Raw genomic sequence first — 17825 nt, 5'->3', positions numbered from 1 at the left:
CGAGAGCCGCGCGATGCTCCAGCTTTCGCCGGAGCGACGGCCCTCTTGCTACTCGCCGATCACGTGCAGCGCCACCGTCCGGCGGTGCGGCGCGGTGCGGTGTTCGAACAGGTACAGGCCCTGCCACGTGCCGAGCACCATCCGGCCGCCATGTACCGGGATCGAGAGCGAGACGTTGGTCAGCGCGGTCTTGAGGTGCGCGGGCATGTCGTCCGGCCCCTCGTCATCATGTTCGTAGGACCGGCTTTCGGGCGCGAGCATGTTGAAATAGCGTTCGAGGTCGCGGCGTACCGCGGGGGCGGCATTCTCGTTGATCGTCAGCGACGCCGAGGTGTGGCGGCAGAAGACCGTCAGCAGCCCGTCCGCCATTCCCTGCTGCGCCAGCCAATCGGCGACCTCGTGCGTGATCTCGACCAGCCCTTGCCGCCGCGTCGCGATCGTCAGTTGTCCGTGCGCCTGCCGCATCAGAACAGCCGCCCGCCGTTGGGGACCGGTTCGCTGGGCTGGATCAGCACGACCTTGCCATCGGCATCGGGGAAGCCGAGCGTCAGCACCTGCGACATGAACTTGCCGATCTGGCGCGGGGGGAAGTTGACCACCGCGGCGACCTGTCGGCCGACCAGCGCGTCGCAGTCGTAATGTTCGGTGATCTGCGCCGACGAGCGCTTCGTCCCGATCGTCGCACCGAAGTCGATCACCAGCTTGAAGGCAGGCTTGCGCGCCTCCGGAAAGGGTTCGGCCGCCACGATCGTCCCGACCCGCACGTCGACCGCCAGGAAATCGTCGAACCCAATCTCCGGGGCAGGCGGGGCGGAAAGGTCGTGGGTGGCGTGCATCAGAAGTCCGGGTTTTCGTAATAGCTCGGCGGCTCGATCCCGCTGATCCGTTCCGCCAGCAGCGGGCGAAAGCTGCGGCGGCTCTTGAACGCGGAATACCACGCCTTGGTCAGCGCATGACCCGCCCAGTCGATCCCGCCGAGATAGTCGGCGACCGAAATCTGCGCCGCCGCGGCCAGGTCCGCAAGGCTGATGGTCGACCCCGCGATCCATTTGCGGTGGTCGAGCAGGAAGTCGATATAGTCGAGGTGGCCGACCGCCGACTTCATCGCCTCGCGCAGCCGTGAGGCGTCGGGGGCCATACGGTGCGCAATGCGCTTGATCATGCGCTCGTCGAGCAGCGGCTGGGTGACGTCGCGGTAGAAATGGGTGTCGAACCACGCGACCAGCCGGCGGATCTCGGCACGGTTGGCGGCGGTGCCGTTGATCATCGCGGCCCGCTCGACCGTCTCCTCGAAATATTCGCAGATCGCCATGGAATCGACCAGCACGACGCCGCGGTCGTTGTCGGTCATGACCGGAGTCTGCCCCGCGGGGTTCATGTCGATGAAGGCGTCGCGCCGCTCCCACGGATTCTCGCGCATGAGTTGATAGCCCACGTCCTTTTCATTGAGGAGCGTGCGGACCTTGCGCGTGAACGGACACAGCGGGAACTGATAGAGCTGCCACATATAGCGGCGCTGTTAGGCCGAAGTGGGGGGCGGGGGGAAGCGGCTTCGTCGCGGACGTGCGGCGATCAGGGCTGGGGGCGCGGGCGGCGGCGCGGAACCGCGTCGGATTGCCGCCGGATCAGTTCGTAATCGACCACGACGTGCGGGTGATCCGCGGTGCCGCCGGTGCGGCGCTGGCGGATCTCGCGCATCAGCAGGTCGACCGCGGTACGCGCCATGTCGCTGACCGGCTGGCGGATCGTCGTGAGTTCCGGCCAGACCGTCGTCGCGAGCGCCGAATCGTCGAAGCCGCAGACCGTCAGGTCGCCGGGCACGTCGAGGTCGCGGCGGTGCGCGATCGCGACCGTGGCGGCGGCCATGTCGTCGTTGCTGGCGAAGATCGCGGTCGGCGCGTCGGCGAGGTCGAGCAGCCGCTCGGCCGCGTCGAGGCCGGAGCGGTAGTCGAAGGTGCCGTGTGCGATCAGCGCCCCGTCGTCGTCATAGCCGAGATCGCGCAGCGCGTCGCGGTAGCCGGCCAGCCGCTCGCCGGTCGCGCTCTGGTTCGCGGCGCCGGTGATGAAGCCGATCCGGCGATGGCCGAGCGTGCCGAGATGGCGCGTCATCTCATAGGCGGCCTTGCGATCGTCGATGCTGACCGACAGCGCCCATTCGGGCGCGCGACCGGTCGATACCGCCACGACCGGGATGTCGCGTTCGTGCAGGCTTTCCAGCACCTCGGCCGCGTCGCCGAGCGGCGGGGGGAGCAGCAATCCGTCCACGCGCCCGCCCAGCAGGTGCTCGATCGCCTGCTGCTCGGCGCCCTCGGCGCATTGCTCGACGACGATCTGTGCGCTCTGGCGGCTGGCCTGGTCGAGGCAGCCGACCAGGAACTCGCTGAAATAGAACAGGCTGGTCGTGGTGTGGAGCACGCCGAGCCGGAAGTCCTCGCCGCCCGCCAGCATCCGCGCCGCCGCGGACGGGGCGTAGCGGAGCGCGGCGATCGCTTCCTCGACCCGTTCGCGGGTCGTCTCGCGCACGCTGCCCTCGCGGTTGATGACGCGGCTGACCGTCATCGGCGAGACGCCCGCGCGCGCGGCGACGTCGCTGATCGTGGGGGCGTTACGCTGACGGCGGGAGCCGCGTGCTTCGGTCATGCCGGGCGATCCATCCCCGCTCCTTGGCGTCGCCGGGACGGACAGGCAAGTGCGACATCAATCGTAATGTCCGGGCACGTTGGTGTAGCGAACGGCCTTGTACCAGGCGAGATCGTGCGCGGGAGCGGCAACGCCGGGGGGCAGCGCGCGGCCGTTGACCGACATCCAATAGGCCAGGCTGGCGTCGCGCCACCAGCGCGCCTCGCGCTCCTGCACCGCCAGATAGGTCGCGGTCTTCTGCCAGCGCTCCGCGTCGACCAGCGGGCGCACGCCGTCCCACTGGCGGCGCATGTCGACGACATAGGCGACGCCACGATCGTAATGCGCGACGAGATCCTGCCACAGCGTCTTGCCCGACGCCATCTTCCGGTCCCAGGCAACATGGTGGAACCACAGCAGTTCGCGCTCGGGCGTGGTCTTCGGGTCCGCCAGCCGCCGGGCGATCGACGGCGCATATTGGTCGACCGCGTCGCTCCCGGTCTTCGTCCGGTCGAAGCCGATGCCGTTGCGGTCGGCCTTGTGGTAATAGACCGGGTTCCATTCGGGCCGCTTGAGATCGTCGACCCACGGGCCCGGGCCGTAGTGGTGCCCGGTCGCCATCAGATGCGCCAGGCCGAGCGCGCCGGTATAATCGACCACCGCCTCGCGCGAGCCCATCATCATGCGCACCGCGGTGTCGACGACGCGCGGGTCGGTGCCGAAGGTCTGCTGCGCCCATTCGCGCGCGATCGGCCCGGCGGCGAGCGTCGGGTCCCAGGCCATGCGGCCGAAGACGTACCAATTGGCCTGGTTGAAGGTGGAGCCCGACCAGTCGCGGTCGCGGCCGATGTTGGCGACCCCGGCGATGCCGGTCAGCCGGTGCCCCTCGCTGCTGCCGTCGACGACGGTGGCAACGGTTTCCGCGCCGCGCCCGGTCCTGGCGGCCAGCGTCTCCTCGAACAGCGGGCCGAGATAGGCGAGGTGGGTCGCAAAGCCGAGATATTCCTTGGTGATCTGGAATTCGATCATCAGCGGCGTCTTCGGCATCGCGCCGAACAGCGGATGGAACGGCTCGCGCGGCTGGAAGTCGATCGCGCCGTTCTTCACCTGCACCAGCACGTTGTCGGCGAAGGTGCCGTCGAGCGGCTTGAACTCGGTATAGGCCTGTTTCGCGCGATCGCTGGGATCGGTATCGGCGTAGACGAACGCGCGCCACATCACGACGCCGCCGTGCGGCCCGACCGCCGCCGCCAGCATGTTCGCGCCGTCGGCATGGGTCGCGCCATAGTCGCGCGGGCCGGGCTGCCCCTCGCTGTTCGCCTTGACGAGGAACCCGCCGAAGTCGGGGATCGCGCGGTAGATCTCGTCGGCCTTCGCCTTCCACCATGCCGCCACCGCCGGATCGCGCGGGTCGGCGGTCTTCAGTCCGCCCAGCTCGACCGGCGCGGAGAAGCGCGCCGAGAGATAGACCTTGATCCCCCACGGCCGGAACACGTCGGCGAGCGCGGCCGCCTTGGCGATATAGCGCGGCGTAAGGCTGTCGGCCTTCGCATTCACGTTGTTGAGAACGGTGCCGTTGATGCCGATCGAGGCATTGGCGCGCGCATAATCGGTGTAGCGCGGGTCGATGCGGTCGGGGAGCGTCCACCAGTCCCACAGCGAGTCGCCGGCATAGCCGCGCTCGACCGTCTCATCGAGATTGTCCCAATGGTTGAGGACGCGCAGCTTCACCTTGGGAACGCTGGTCAGCGATGCGGTGGCGGGCGTGCCGCCGGTGGCGAGATGCCGGAGCAGCGCGAAGGCGCCGTAGAGCGCGCCACGGTCGCTGTTGCCCGTAACCAGCAACGTCTGGCGACCGGCCAGCGTGACGGGGCGGACGAGATAGCCTTCGTCGCCGAGCGACGCGGACGGCAGCCCGAGCGTGGCCACCGCCGGATCGGTCATGGTGGCGACCGTGACGGTCAGGCCGGCGGGGAGCGCGCGGCGCAACTCGTCGGCGGCAAGGCGCAGCGTCGGGGTGTCGCCGAGCACGGTGACGGTCGAGGCCGCCGCCGTCGCGGCCGGCGCGCGCAGCCACAAGCGGTAACCGTCGTCGGCCCGCGCGGTGCCGGCGAGCAACAGCGCCAGCGCGCCCACGATCATCGAACCCGCCTTCATCGCCGCTCCTGCACCCTTGGCGGCATTGACAACACCGCTTCTGCGTGGCCATGGTAACGCTATCAGTCAATATGGCAAGCCTCGGCACGCGATCGGGGCACCGCTGGCAAAGAGGATCCCGCGTGACCGCCACCCGAAAAGAAGCCGCGGTCATCGCGCGCCGCGACCTGCTGCGGTGGAGCGCGGGGGTGTCGGCACTGGCGTTCCTGCCCGCCGCCGCCGCCACGCCGGTCTACCGCGACCCTCGAGCGCCCGTCGACCTGCGCGTTCGCGACCTGATGGGGCGGATGACGCTGGACGAGAAGGTGGCGCAGCTGGTCACGCTGTCGACCACCAAGCGCGACGTGATGGACGATGCACGCGCCTTCGCGCCTGCCAAGGCCGATGTCGCCTATCCCCATGGAATCGGGCAGATCGCGCGACCCTCCGATCGCGGCGGGGCGGCGACGGCGAACAACACGGGCGCCGATGTGACCGGGCGGTGGCGGACGCCGGCGGATACGATCACGTTCGTCAATGCGGCGCAGCAGTGGGCGAAGCGCACGCGGCTGGGCATCCCGATCCTGTTCCATGAGGAAGCGTTGCACGGCTATATGGCGCCGGGTGCGACCAGCTTTCCGCAAGCCATTGCGCTGGCAGGGAGTTTCGACCGCGAGTTGATGGAGCGCGTGCAGGCGGTGGTCGGGCGCGAGGTGCGCGCGCACGGCACGACGCTGGCGCTGTCGCCGGTCGTGGACATCGCCCGCGACCCGCGCTGGAGACGGATCGAGGAGACGTTCGGCGAGGACCCGTATCTGTGCGGCGAGATGGGCGTCGCCGCGGTCAGGGGATTGCAGGGAGAAGGAAAGGAGCTGGCACCGGGGAAGGTGCACGCGACCCTGAAGCACATGACCGGGCACGGGCAGCCGCAGGCAGGCAACAACGTGGCGCCGGCGCAGCTGGGCGAGCGCGAGCTGCGCGAAAGCTATTTCCCGCCGTTCCGCAAGGTCGTCGAGCAGACCGGCATCGGCGCGGTGATGCCGTCGTACAATGAGATCGATGGCGTGCCGAGCCATGCGAACCACTGGCTGATCGGTACGATCCTGCGCGGCGAGTGGGGGTTCGACGGGGCGGTGGTCAGCGATTACGCGGCGATCCCCGAGCTGAACTATTTCCATCACATCGCCGATACGATCCCGACGTCCGCGAAGTTGGCGCTGGAGGCGGGTGTCGACAGCGATCTGCCCGACGGGCAGGCGTACCGGACGCTCGCCGGTCAGGTTCGCGCAGGCCAAGTGTCGATCGCGGCGGTCGATCTGGCCTGTGCGCGGATGTTGACGATGAAGTTTCGCGCCGGCCTGTTCGAGGAGGCGGAAGTTGACCCGAAGGCGGCGTCGACGTTGACCGCCAACCGGCAAGCGCTGGCGCTGGCGCGCGAGGCGGCCGCCAAGTCGATCGCGCTGCTGGTCAACGACGGGACGCTGCCGCTGACGCCGGGCGCGCACGCCCGTGTCGCGGTGATCGGGCCCAATGCGGCGGTCGCGCGGCTGGGCGGCTATTCGTCGATCCCGACCGATCCGGTCTCGCTGCTCGACGGGGTGCGTGCCAAGCTGAAGGGACGCGCCGAGGTGGTGCACGCGCAGGGCGTGTTCATCACGCAGAGCGAGGATCGCTCCGTCAACGAGGTCGTGCTCGGCGATCCGGCGCGCAACCGGGAACTGATCGCCGAGGCGGTCGAGGTGGCGAAGCGCGCGGACGTGGTACTGCTGGCGATCGGCGATACCGAGCAGACCAGCCGCGAAGGCTATGCCAGAAACCATCTGGGCGACCGTACCGACCTCGACCTGCTCGGCGAGCAGAACGAGCTGTTCCGCGCGCTCAAGGCGACGGGCAAGCCGGTGGTGGTGGTCGCGATCAACGGGCGACCGCCGTCGTGGCCGACCGTCGTGGCAGGTGCCAACGCGATGATCGAATGCTGGTACGCCGGGCAGCAGGGCGGTCGTGCGATCGCCGACGTGCTGTTCGGCGACGCCAATCCGGGCGCGAAGCTGCCGGTGACGGTGGTGCGCGATGTCGGGCAGGTGCCCTTCTATTACAACCACAAGCCGTCGGCGCGGCGCGGTTACCTGTTCGATGATGACAAGCCGTTGTTCCCGTTCGGCTTCGGGCTGAGCTACACCACGTTCGCGCTGTCGGCGCCGCGGCTGTCGGCGACGACGATCGCGCCGGCGGGGCAGGTGACGGTCGAGGTCGACGTGACCAATACCGGAAGTCGGGCCGGCGACGAGGTGGTGCAGCTGTATGTCCACGACCAGGTGTCGTCGGTGGCGCGCCCGGTCAAGGAATTGAAGGAGTTCGCGCGCGTCTCGCTGAAGCCCGGCGAGCGGCGGACGGTGCGCTTCGTGCTGGGGCCGGAGGCGTTCCGGATGTGGGACGCCGACATGCGCGAGGTCGTGGAGCCGGGCCGCTTCGACATCATGACCGGCCCCAACAGCCGCGACGTGCAGACCGTCACGCTCGACATCGCCTGAAGGACCATCATGCCGATCATCACCGACGCACGCGTCATCATCACTTGCCCGGGGCGAAACTTCGTCACGCTGAAGATCACCTGCGACGACGGGACGACCGGCGTCGGCGACGCAACGCTGAACGGGCGCGAGCTGGCGGTCGCGGCCTATCTGTCCGAGCACGTCGTGCCGTGCCTGATCGGGCGCGATGCGCACCGGATCGAAGACATCTGGCAGTATCTCTACAAGGGTGCGTACTGGCGACGCGGGCCGGTGACGATGACCGCGATCGCCGCGGTCGACATGGCGCTGTGGGACATCAAGGGCAAGGTTGCCGGGTTGCCGGTGTACCAGTTGCTGGGCGGAGCGAGCCGCGAGGCGTGCATGGTCTATGCCCATGCGAACGGCACGACGATCGAGGACACGATCCGGGTCGCGCTGGCCGAGCGCGACAAGGGGTACAAGGCGATCCGCCTGCAATGCGGGGTGCCGGGGCTGGCCTCCACCTATGGCGTCGCCAAGCCGGGGCAACGGTACGAACCGGCCGATGCGGCGCTGCCGTCGGAAAGCGTGTGGTCGACCGAGAAATATCTGCGCGTCGTCCCCGAATTGTTCGCGGCGGCGCGCGAGGCGCTGGGTCCGGACGTGCACCTGCTCCATGACGTCCACCACCGCCTGACCCCGATCGAGGCCGGGCGGCTGGGGCGCGACCTGGAGCCGTATCGCCCGTTCTGGATCGAGGATCCGACGCCGGCCGAGAACCAGGATGCGTTCCGGCTGATCCGCCAGCACACCACGACTCCGATCGCGGTCGGCGAGGTGTTCAACTCGATCTGGGACTGCAAGACGTTGATCGAGACGCAGTCGATCGACTATATCCGCGCGACGATCGTCCATGCCGGGGGGATCACGCACCTGCGACGGGTGGCGGCGCTGGCCGACCTGTATCAGGTGCGCACCGGCTGCCACGGGGCCACCGACCTGTCGCCGGTGACGATGGCGGCCGCGCTGCACTTCGGCCTGTCGGTGCCGAACTTCGGGGTGCAGGAGCATATGCCGCACACCGCCGAGACCGACGCCGTGTTCCCGCATGCGTATCGCTTCGAGGAAGGGATGATGCACCCGGGCGACGCGCCGGGGCTTGGCGTCGAGATCGATGAAGAGGTGGCGGCGGGCTATGATTATCGCCGTGCGTACCTGCCGGTGAACCGGCTGGAGGACGGGACCTTGTGGAGCTGGTGACCCCGCGTTCCCACTCGACCGTCCTCCCGGCGAAGGCCGGGATCCAGGTTTCCGCAGGCGCCGTCGCCGATGCTTTTGCGGGCCGGTGGACCCCGGCCGTCGCCGATGGGGTGACGGTCGGATGAGCGAAAGGGATGCGGCATGAGCGACTTCACCGACGCGGCGCAGCACGCGCCCGAGACCGCGGTGCATGAGGTGCCGCGCCCCAGGGGGCGTATCCGCTGGATCATCTGCGCGTTGCTGTTCGCCGCGGTCGTGCTGTCATACGTCGACCGGCTGGTGCTGGGGGTGCTCAAGCCGCAGCTGACCGAACTCTATCATTGGACCAACACCGGCTACGGCGACGTCACCGGCTATTTCCAGGTCTTCTACGGCATCGGCTTCCTGATCTTCGGTTGGCTGATCGACCGGATCGGGCCCAAATACGGCTATCTGCTGGCGATGGGCAGCTGGACGCTGGGGCATTTCGCACAAACGCTGGTGACCTCGACGACCGGTTTCGTGATCGCGCGCATCCCGCTCGCCTTCGGTGAGGCGGGGACTTATCCGTCGGCGCTCGCCGCCGCCTCGCAATGGTTCCCCAAGAAGGAACGCGCGCTGGCGATCGGCATCTTCAATGCCGGGGCGAACGTCGGCGCGGTGGTGACGCCGCTGCTGATCGGGTTCATCGTCGCCGGGCTGCTGCTCGACTGGCGCTGGGCATTCATCATCACCGGGCTGTTCAACCTGGTCTGGCTGTCCGCGTGGTGGCGGCTGTACCACAAGCCCGCCGAGCATCCGCGGCTGTCCGCGGAGGAGCGTGCGTGGATCGAGACGGAGCCGGCGCTCGATCAGGGACGCGCCGGGTTCCTGACGGTGCTGCGCCACCGCGAGGCATGGGCCTATATGGCCGGGCGGTTCCTGATCGATCCGGTGTGGTGGACGTTCCTTTTCTGGCTGCCGGACTTCTTCAACAAGCAATACGGCTATGACCTCAAGAGCTTCGGCCCGCCGCTGGTGGCGATCTACATCCTCGCCGATCTGGGCGCGATCGCGGGCGGCTGGTATTCGTCGCACCTGCTGAAGCGCGGGGTGACGGCGGGGCGGGCGCGCAAGCGCGCGATGTTCGCCGCGGCATTGTTCGCGCTGCCTGTGATGTTCGCAGGCCAGGCGAGCAACATCTGGATCGCGGTGACGCTGATCGGGCTGGCGTGCGCGGCGCACCAGGGCTTCTCGACCAACCTGTTTGCGCTACCCGGCGACCAGTTCCCGCGGTTCGCGCAAGGGACGCTGATCGGGCTGGGCGGCTTCGCGGGTGCGGTCGGCGGCTTCATCGCATCCAAGTCGCTGGGGCTGCTGCTCGATACGGTCGGCAGCTACGGGCCGTTCTTCGTCGCGTGCGGAGTCGCGTATCTGGTCGCGCTGCTGGTCTTCCATCTGCTCAACCCACGCTACCGCGACGTCCGGCTGGCGACGGATCGGACGCAGGTGGCTTGACGATCCCTGACAATCTGCTAGGCCAATCGGGTGATAGCGCTATCAGATAGCGCTGCGGACCCGCCGCGAGAAGCAGGGCCGGCAGATCGTTCATGGAGAGGAAGATGCGTACCATCGTTCGTCGTCGCGCCGTTCGCGCCGCCTTGCTGACCGCGGTGGCGGCCACCGGCCTGACCACCGCCCCCGCCTTCGCGCAGGCCGCACCGACCGGCCCGGGCGGGCAGGTGCCGTCGCCCGCCACGCAGGTCGACACCGCCGCCAATCCCGAGGCGCAGGTGCCGCAGGGTGCGGTGCAGCCGATCGAGGAGGCGACCGACGGCGCGCAGCCGACGCAGGACATCGTCGTCACCGGCATCCGCGCCTCGTTGCAGAGCGCGACCAACGCCAAGCGCAACTCGGTGGCGTTCGGCGACTCGATCTTCGCCGAGGATATCGGCAAGCTGCCCGCGACCAACCTGGCCGAGACTCTGAACCGTATCCCGGGCGTGCGGCTGAACCGCGACATCAGCGGCGAGGGCACGCAGGTGTCGATCCGCGGGCTGGGCCCGAGCTTCTCGAAGGTGCTGCTGAACGGCACGCAGTTCGCGGTCGCCTCCGACGGCGGCACCAACGGATCGGGCGGCGGCAACCGCGAGGTCGACCTCGACTTCTTCCCCTCGGAGCTGTTCACGCGGCTGGACGTCGCCAAGACGCCGACCGCCTCGACGCTGGAAGGCGGGATCGCGGGCACCGTCAACCTGCGCAACGCGCGCCCCTTCGACAAGCCGGGCACGCACCTGACCGTGGTGGCGCAGGGCGCGTACACCGACAGCAACGACAAGGTCGGCCCGCGCGGCGCGCTGGTCGCCAGCCACACGTTCGGCGATACGTTCGGCATCCTGGTCGGCGTGGCGGGGGTGCGGCAGAAGACGCGCATCGACGGCTATGACACGGTCGGCTTCACCGACGCCAATCTGCCGGTGTGCGCGGCGGGGCAGGCGACGAACTGCCCCAATCCGGGCGGCAACGGCTTCAGCTTCGCCAGCACCGTGCCCGCCAACGTCGGGCGCGGACTGGTCACGGGCGCGCCGGTCGATCTCGCCGCCACCTCGGGCCTGCCGCTGTCGCAGCTGGCCACCGCGCTGCTGCCGCGGCTGGGCCGCCCGACGCTGACCGAGGGAACGCGCGAGCGGATCTCGGCGATCGGCGCGGTCGAGTGGCGTCCGTCCGACAGCTTGCACTTCGCGCTGGACGGGATCTGGGCAAAGTCGAAGCGCGACTATCTGCGCTCGAACATGAACTGGCAGGTGCGCAATTCCGGGCCGGGGACCTCGCCGCAGTCGACCGGCGGGATGGTGCCGTTCGATGTGAAGGTCGACGCGAACAACGTCGTGACCTCGGGCATCTTCGCCAATTCGTCGTTCTTCTCGGAGAACAGCCTCTTCAACCAGGACACCGAATTCTGGAACGTGACGCCCAGCGCGTCGTGGAAGCCGACCGACCGCGTGAAGGTCGACCTGTCGGCGAACTGGGGCAAGAGCACCTTCTTCCGCGAACAGCCGACGTTCGGGTTCCAGACCGCGCCCAATTCGGGCGTCGAAGTGAACTACGACAACACCACCGACAGCCCGCAACCGCTGATCACCCCCAACCGCGACCTGGGCGATCCGAACCTCGGCTGGCAATGGTACCGTGCCAACGTGCAGAACGTGCGCCGCAAGACCGAGACGAAGGGCGCGCACCTCGACGTCTATGTCGGCGACGACACGGTCAACGTGAAGTTCGGCGCCGCCTATGACGAGGCGCAGCGCAGCATCCGCGCCTATGACAATTCGCCCGCCTTCCAGCGCGCCGTGTGCGGCGACCCGTGCACCGGCACGGTCGGCTCCGTACCCAACAGCGCGCTGGCGCAGTACCTGCTGCGGACCCCGATCGACAACTTCGGGCATCTGTCGCGCGGGTCGTTCGGCGTCACGAGCTTCATCGTCCCCGATCTCGACGCCTTGCAGCGCGCGACCAACTATGCGCAGTTCCGCGACACCGCGCCCGAGACGCGCGGCTCGGTGACCGGCAGCCCGACCGGCGACATCGACGAGACGGTGTGGGGCGGCTATGCCGAGGTGAACGGTACGAGCCAGCTGTTCGGGCGCGAGCTGCGTGCGAATGCCGGCGTTCGCTACACCTATACCCGCCAGAAGGTGGTCGGGCCGAGCCAGATCGGCACCGCGATCGTCGATATCACCGCGCGGTCGAACTACGTCGAGGTACTGCCGTCGGCGAACATCAGCTATGATGTCCTGCAGAACCTCAAGCTGCGCTTCGCGGTGTCGAAGTCGATGACGCGTCCAGACGCGGGTTCGGTGCTGCCGGGCGTCACCTTCTCCGATCCGAGCGCGCAGATCGCCAGCGCGGGCAATCCGCAGCTGGAGCCGTATACCTCCGACAATATCGACGTCGGCGGCGAGTTCTACACCGGCGGCGCGGGCTATATCGGCGTGGCGCTGTTCCGGAAGAGCATCAACGGCTTCACCGCGACCGTGCAGCAGCAGACGCCGTTCGCCGACCTGAACATCCCGCTCGACTCGCTGCAATCGACGCAGCGGCAGGCGCTGCTCGACCGCGCGGCATCGTCGGGGCTGGCGCCGGGGGCGGTGCCGATCACCGTCAACCGCCCGGTCAACCTCAACAACCTGGTGATCAAGGGCGTCGAGGCGACGTGGAACCAGCCGCTCGACTTCGCGGTCAAGGGGCTCGGCTTCCAGGCGAACGGCACGCACATCACCCAAAGCTCCGATACCGGCCTCGTCGCACCGGGCGTGCCGAAATGGGGCTATAACGTGCAGGGCTATTACGAGAACTACGGCCTGTCGCTCAGCCTCAACTACGTCTGGCAGGGCGGGGTGATCGCGGCCAACCCGCCGCAGAACAACCTGAACGTGCCGATCGAGGCCGACGCGCGCGGGCAGCTCGATCTGTCGGCGGGGTATCAACTGCCGTTCATCAACAAGGCGCTGCGCCTGACGCTGGACGTGCTGAACATCACCAACGAGCCGATCCGCACCACGATCGGCTATGACAATGCGCCCTACAACGTCTTCTATCCGGGGCGGCAGGTGCTGTTCGGCGTGCGCGCCAGCTTCTGATCCGGGAACACGGCGCACCGCCCCTTCCCCTGTCCGGTGCGCCGACTTGCAGGGCCGGTCTCCTTCACCGGGGGCCGGCCCTTCTTTCTTCGGGAGTGACCATGCGATCCTCGTTCCTGCTCACCGCCGCGCTGCTGCTTGCCGCGTCGCCCGCCGCCGCCGCCCCGACCTGTTCGTGGCAGGCGGCCTGGGCGTCGGCGCAGATGGCGCCCGAGGGCAACAACGTGCTGCCCGCCGGCACGCTGACCGACGCCACGCTGCGCCAGATCGTCCGCCCGTCGCTGGGCGGAAAGGCGGTGCGGGTGCGCGTCTCGAACGTGTTCGGGCGCGCGCCGCTGACGATCGATGCGGCGAGCATCGCGCACGCGGCGGGTAACGACAGCGCGCGCGTGCGGGCCGGGACCGTCCGTGCGCTCACCTTCGGCGGCGCGACCGGCGTGACCGTGCCGCCCGGCGCGGAGTGGCTGAGCGATCCGGTGACGCTGCCGGTCGCGGCGTTCGACGATCTGGCAGTGTCGATCCACCTGCCGGCCGATCCGGACGGACAGACCTCGCATCCGGGGTCGCGCGCGACGTCGTGGATCGTGAAGGGCGCGGCGACCGCGGCGGCGGATCTGGCCGGCGCGACCGGCACCGATCACTGGTTCCAGCTTTCCGGCGTCGACGTCGAGCGTTGCGCCGCGCCGGGCGGCGTGGTCGCGTTCGGCGATTCGATCACCGACGGGTACGGCGTGAAGCCCAACACCAACGCGCGCTGGACCGATGGGCTGGCGAAGCGGCTGGGCGGGCGCGCGGCGGTGCTGAACCTGGGGATCGGCGGCAACCGCGTGCTGCTCGACGGGCTGGGGCCGAGCGCGATGGCGCGCTTCGACCGCGACGTGCTGGGGCAGGCTGGGGCGAAGCATCTGATCGTGCTGGAAGGGATCAACGACATCGGCGTGCTGACCCGCGAGCAGCCCGCCACGCCCGCGGCGCACCGCGCGCTGGTGGCGGGCGTGACGGGGGCGTATGCGCAGATGGTGGCGCGCGCCCGCGCACACGGGATGACGGTCCACCTGGCGACGATCATGCCGTTCGCCAGCAACGCTTACTACCACCCCGGTGCGGCAATCGAGGCGGACCGGCAGGCGATCAATGCGTGGATCCGCACCGCCGGCAACGCCGACCATGTCATTGATTTCGATCGGATCATGCGCGATCCGGCGCGGCCCGACCGGCTGGCCCCGGGGTATGACAGCGGGGATGGATTACACCCGAGCATCGCGGGATATGCGGCGATGGCGGCGGCGGTGGATGTGGCGGCGTTGCGGTAGGGACAGGCTTGTCGGACTAATAACCTGGGTCAGCGGACCCGAACCCCGCCATTTGCACTGAGCCTGTCGGATCGCGTGGGTCGGCCGCATCGGCTGCGGCACGACAAGCTCGGCACGAACGGGGTGGGTAAGGATCCCAACGAAAAGAAGAAAGGGCGGCCCCGCGAGGCCGCCCTTTCCTTATCAACGATGCGCCGGCGCAGCTTACCGCGGCGAGGCTTCGCGCTTGCCGTCGATGCGGCGGGCGATCTGCCACGGGTTGGCGTCGGACAGCGCGTCGGGCAGCAGGCCGGCGGGCAGGTTCTGGAGGCTGACCGGGCGCAGGAAGCGGTAGATGGCGCTGGTGCCGACCGAGGTGGTGCGGCCGTCGCTGGTCGCCGGGAACGGGCCGCCGTGAACCATCGCAGGCGCGACCTCCACGCCGGTCGGCCAGCCGTTGACGAGGATGCGGCCGACGCGATCCGCCAGCACCGGGATCAGCGACTTGGCATCCGCTTCGTCCTCGGCGTCGATCTGGAGCGTGGCGGTCAGCTGGCCCTCCAGGCTGGCGATGACCTTCTTCACCTCCGCCAGGTCGCGGCAGGCGACGACGATCGACGACGAACCGAACACCTCGTGGCCCAGCGCACGATCGGCCAGGAAGGCATCGGCGTCGGTGCGGAACAGCGCGCCGACCGCCTGGTTGACGCCCTCTCCGACCTTGCCGCGCGCAACGGTGGTGACCGCCGAATGGCTGGCGAGCGCGTCGACGCCCTTCTCGAAGCTGGCGTGGATGCCCGGCGTGAGCATCACGGCCGGCGCGCTCTCGGTGAGCGCCTGGCCGGCAGCCTCGACGAAGGCGTCGAGCGCGGGGCCGGCGATCGCGAGGACGAGCCCGGGATTGGTGCAGAACTGGCCCGCGCCCATCGTCAGCGACTGGACATAGGCCGGGGCCAGCGCCGCGCCGCGCGCTTCCAACGCGTGCGGCATGATAACGACCGGGTTGATCGCCGACATCTCGGCATAGACCGGGATCGGCTCTTCACGCTCCGCAGCGATCTTCATCAGCGCCATGCCACCGCCGCGCGAGCCGGTGAAGCCGACCGCCTTGATGCGCGGATCGCGGACGATCGCGCCGCCCAGTTCGTTCGTCTCGCCCGGCAGGTAGGAGAAGACGCCGGCGGGAAGTCCGGCCTTTTCAACGGCCTTGGCAATCGCGCGGGCGACCATCTCACCGGTGCCGGGGTGGGCGGGGTGGCCCTTGACGACGACCGGGCAGCCCGCGGCGAGCGCCGAGGCGGTGTCGCCGCCGGCGACCGAGAAGGCCAGCGGGAAGTTCGACGCGCCGAACACCGCGACGGGGCCGAGCGCGACGTTCATGCGGCGCAGGTCGGGGCGCGGCAGCGGCTGGCGGTCGGGCATGGCGGGGTCGATCGTGGCGTCGAGCCAGTCGCCCTGGCGGACGACCTGCGCGAACAGCTTCAGCTGCCCGACGGTGCGGCCACGCTCGCCCTCCAGACGGGCGCGCGGCAGGCCGCTTTCCTGCATCGCGCGGACGATCAGGTCGTCGCCGAGCGCCAGGATTTCCTCAGTGATTTCCTCAAGGAAGGCGGCGCGGCTCTCGGGATCGGTCGCGGTGTAGGTCGGGAACGCCTCGGCGGCGAGCGCACAGGCGGCGTCGACCGCATCGGGGCCGGCGGAGGAGAAGTCGGGCGTCAGCGTGTCGCCGGTCGAGGGATCGACCGAGGTGAACCTTTTGTCGGCCTGACGCGCCTCGGCGCCGATGAGCATCGCTCCGTCGATCATGATCGTCCTTCGGTGATGGGATTATGTCGGACATAAATACGAGGCGGGGTGTCGTTCCGCAACCCTGTGGTGTCCGCCGCGGGAGGGCCGGTGCCGCGACCCGGGCGAAAATAGCGGCCCCGGGGCGACGGCGACGGTGTTTATGGACGCGTCGGAGCCGCCGCGGTCGCGCCTTGCTGCAATTTGGCCCGCAACTGCCGTCATTCCCGCGGAAGCGGGGATCCAGACGCGCAGGTCGTCGCACGAGGCGCGACGACATGGGTTCTGGATTCCCGCCTGCGCGGGAATGACGGTGCGTGGGCGGTGGGGGTCAGATGAAGCGGTTGACGATGTTTTCGATCCGCTCCTGTCGTCCCGAGCGGGGGCGGGGGTTGACGTTCGCGCTTTCGGCCAGGTCGGCGATGCCGGCGAGGTCGAGGCTCGACACCTTCTGCCCGAAGTCGGCATCCCAGCCGGCGTAGCGCTCGCGCTTGATCTGGTCGAGGCGGCCGTCCTCGATCAGCGCGGCGGCGTTGAGCAGGCCCTTGGCCACGACGTCGATCCCGCCGACATGGCCGTAGAACAGGTCGACCGCGTCCATCGACTGGCGGCGGACCTTGGCGTCGAAGTTGAAGCCGCCGGTGGTGAAGCCGCCCGCGCGGATGATCTCCAGCATCGCCAGCGTCAGTTCCTCGACCGAGTTCGGGAATTGGTCGGTATCCCAGCCGTTCTGGTGATCGCCGCGGTTGGCGTCGATCGAGCCGAAGATGCCGAGCGCGCCGGCCATCGCGATCTCATGCTCGAACGTATGGCCGGCCAGCGTGGCGTGGTTCGCCTCGATGTTGACCTTGACCTCGTTCTCCAGCCCGTACTTCTTGAGGAAGCCGTACACGGTGGCGGTGTCGAAGTCGTACTGGTGCTTGGTGGGCTCGTGCGGCTTCGGCTCGATCAGGATCGTGCCGGTGAAGCCGATCTTGTGCTTGTGCTCGACGACCAACGTCAGGAAGCGGCCGAGATTGTCGAGCTCGCGCTTCAGGTCGGTGTTGGCGAGCGTCTCATAGCCCTCGCGACCGCCCCACAGCACGTAGTTGCTGCCGCCAAGGCGGTGCGTCGCCTCCAGCGCGTCGCGGACCTGCATCGCGCCGAACGCATAGACTTCCGGGTCCGGGTTGGTCGCGCCGCCGGCGGCGAAGCGCGGGTTGCCGAACAGGTTGGCGGTGCCCCACAGCAATTTGCGGCCCGACGACGCCTGGAGCCTTTCCAGATGGTCGACCGCCTCGCCGAAGTAGCGGCGATGCTCGGCGACGCTGTCGGCATCGGCCATCACGTCGACGTCGTGGAAGCAGTAATAGGGCACGTCGAGCTTGGTGAAGAACTCGAACGCGACCTCGCGCTTCTGCGCCGCCGCGGCGCTGTCGTTGGCGCCGGCGTGCCACGGGCGGTTGAAGGTGCCGCCGCCGAACACGTCGGAGCCCGGCCAGCAGAAGGTGTGCCAGAAGCAGGCGGCGAAGCGCAGGTGGTCCTCCATGCGCTTGCCGAGCACGACCCGGTCCTTGTCGTAGAAGCGATAGGCGAGCTCGTTGGTGGTCTCCGGCCCCTCGTATTTGATCTGGGGGATGTCGGCGAAGAAGTCGGTGCTCATG

The 17825-nt window shown here is 68.8% G+C and carries 12 protein-coding genes; 5 read left to right on the top strand and 7 right to left on the bottom strand.

The genetic code is table 11. The features are described from left to right. Positions 1-48 precede the first annotated feature (48 nt). The 5 genes from J2Y58_RS03990 to J2Y58_RS03970 all read right to left on the bottom strand — a co-directional run bounded on the left by J2Y58_RS03990 (position 49) and on the right by J2Y58_RS03970 (position 4776). Positions 49-465 carry a secondary thiamine-phosphate synthase enzyme YjbQ gene (locus J2Y58_RS03990; RefSeq protein WP_310098999.1) on the bottom strand — a complete coding sequence of 139 codons (417 nt, stop codon included), beginning with the start codon at positions 463-465 and terminating at the stop codon, positions 49-51. Then, on the bottom strand, positions 465-836 hold the full coding sequence (locus J2Y58_RS03985) for a tRNA-binding protein (RefSeq protein WP_310098997.1): 372 nt from the start codon (positions 834-836) through the stop codon (positions 465-467). The genes J2Y58_RS03990 and J2Y58_RS03985 overlap by 1 nt, the downstream gene beginning before the upstream one ends. Next, positions 836-1507 carry a glutathione S-transferase family protein gene (locus J2Y58_RS03980; protein WP_310098994.1) on the bottom strand — a complete coding sequence of 224 codons (672 nt, stop codon included), beginning with the start codon at positions 1505-1507 and terminating at the stop codon, positions 836-838. The genes J2Y58_RS03985 and J2Y58_RS03980 overlap by 1 nt, the downstream gene beginning before the upstream one ends. Before the next feature lie 65 nt (positions 1508-1572). Then, positions 1573-2640, bottom strand: coding sequence for a LacI family DNA-binding transcriptional regulator (locus tag J2Y58_RS03975; protein WP_310098991.1), 1068 nt, complete (start codon positions 2638-2640; stop codon positions 1573-1575). A 57-nt stretch (positions 2641-2697) separates the two neighbouring features. Continuing rightward, positions 2698-4776 carry an alpha-glucuronidase family glycosyl hydrolase gene (locus J2Y58_RS03970; RefSeq protein ID WP_310098989.1) on the bottom strand — a complete coding sequence of 693 codons (2079 nt, stop codon included), beginning with the start codon at positions 4774-4776 and terminating at the stop codon, positions 2698-2700. Positions 4777-4898: 122 nt separating this feature from the next. Between J2Y58_RS03970 and J2Y58_RS03965 the strand changes: the two genes are divergently transcribed. The 5 genes from J2Y58_RS03965 (at position 4899) to J2Y58_RS03945 (ending at position 14418) form a co-directional block, all read left to right on the top strand. Next, the gene (locus tag J2Y58_RS03965) at positions 4899-7286 is read left to right on the top strand and encodes a glycoside hydrolase family 3 N-terminal domain-containing protein (protein WP_405053059.1); all 2388 of its coding nucleotides are present in this window, start codon (positions 4899-4901) and stop codon (positions 7284-7286) included. Positions 7287-7295: 9 nt separating this feature from the next. After that, positions 7296-8507, top strand: coding sequence for a D-mannonate dehydratase ManD (manD, locus tag J2Y58_RS03960; protein WP_310098986.1), 1212 nt, complete (start codon positions 7296-7298; stop codon positions 8505-8507). Between the two features lie 141 nt (positions 8508-8648). Beyond that, positions 8649-9983 carry an MFS transporter gene (locus J2Y58_RS03955; RefSeq protein ID WP_310098983.1) on the top strand — a complete coding sequence of 445 codons (1335 nt, stop codon included), beginning with the start codon at positions 8649-8651 and terminating at the stop codon, positions 9981-9983. Between the two features lie 104 nt (positions 9984-10087). Further along, positions 10088-13105, top strand: a complete 3018-nt coding sequence (locus J2Y58_RS03950; protein ID WP_310098981.1) for a TonB-dependent receptor — start codon at positions 10088-10090, stop codon at positions 13103-13105. 101 nt (positions 13106-13206) lie between these two features. Beyond that, positions 13207-14418 (top strand): SGNH/GDSL hydrolase family protein, encoded by a 1212-nt coding sequence (locus J2Y58_RS03945; protein ID WP_310098978.1) that lies wholly within the window; start codon positions 13207-13209, stop codon positions 14416-14418. A 204-nt stretch (positions 14419-14622) separates the two neighbouring features. On the opposite strand, the gene J2Y58_RS03940 is transcribed toward J2Y58_RS03945, so the two are convergent. Both J2Y58_RS03940 and xylA read right to left on the bottom strand, forming a co-directional pair. Beyond that, positions 14623-16203: an aldehyde dehydrogenase (NADP(+)) gene (locus J2Y58_RS03940; protein WP_310098975.1), complete on the bottom strand. Its 1581-nt coding sequence runs from the start codon at positions 16201-16203 to the stop codon at positions 14623-14625. A 310-nt stretch (positions 16204-16513) separates the two neighbouring features. Then, on the bottom strand, positions 16514-17824 hold the full coding sequence (gene xylA, locus J2Y58_RS03935; protein WP_310098972.1) for a xylose isomerase: 1311 nt from the start codon (positions 17822-17824) through the stop codon (positions 16514-16516). Position 17825 lies beyond the last annotated feature (1 nt).

Origin of the sequence: Sphingomonas sp. BE138, assembly GCF_031456125.1 — a bacterium.
GTDB lineage: Bacteria > Pseudomonadota > Alphaproteobacteria > Sphingomonadales > Sphingomonadaceae > Sphingomonas.
The sequence above is the reverse complement of the archived record's forward strand: the minus strand, read 5'-3'. Positions and strand labels throughout refer to the sequence as shown.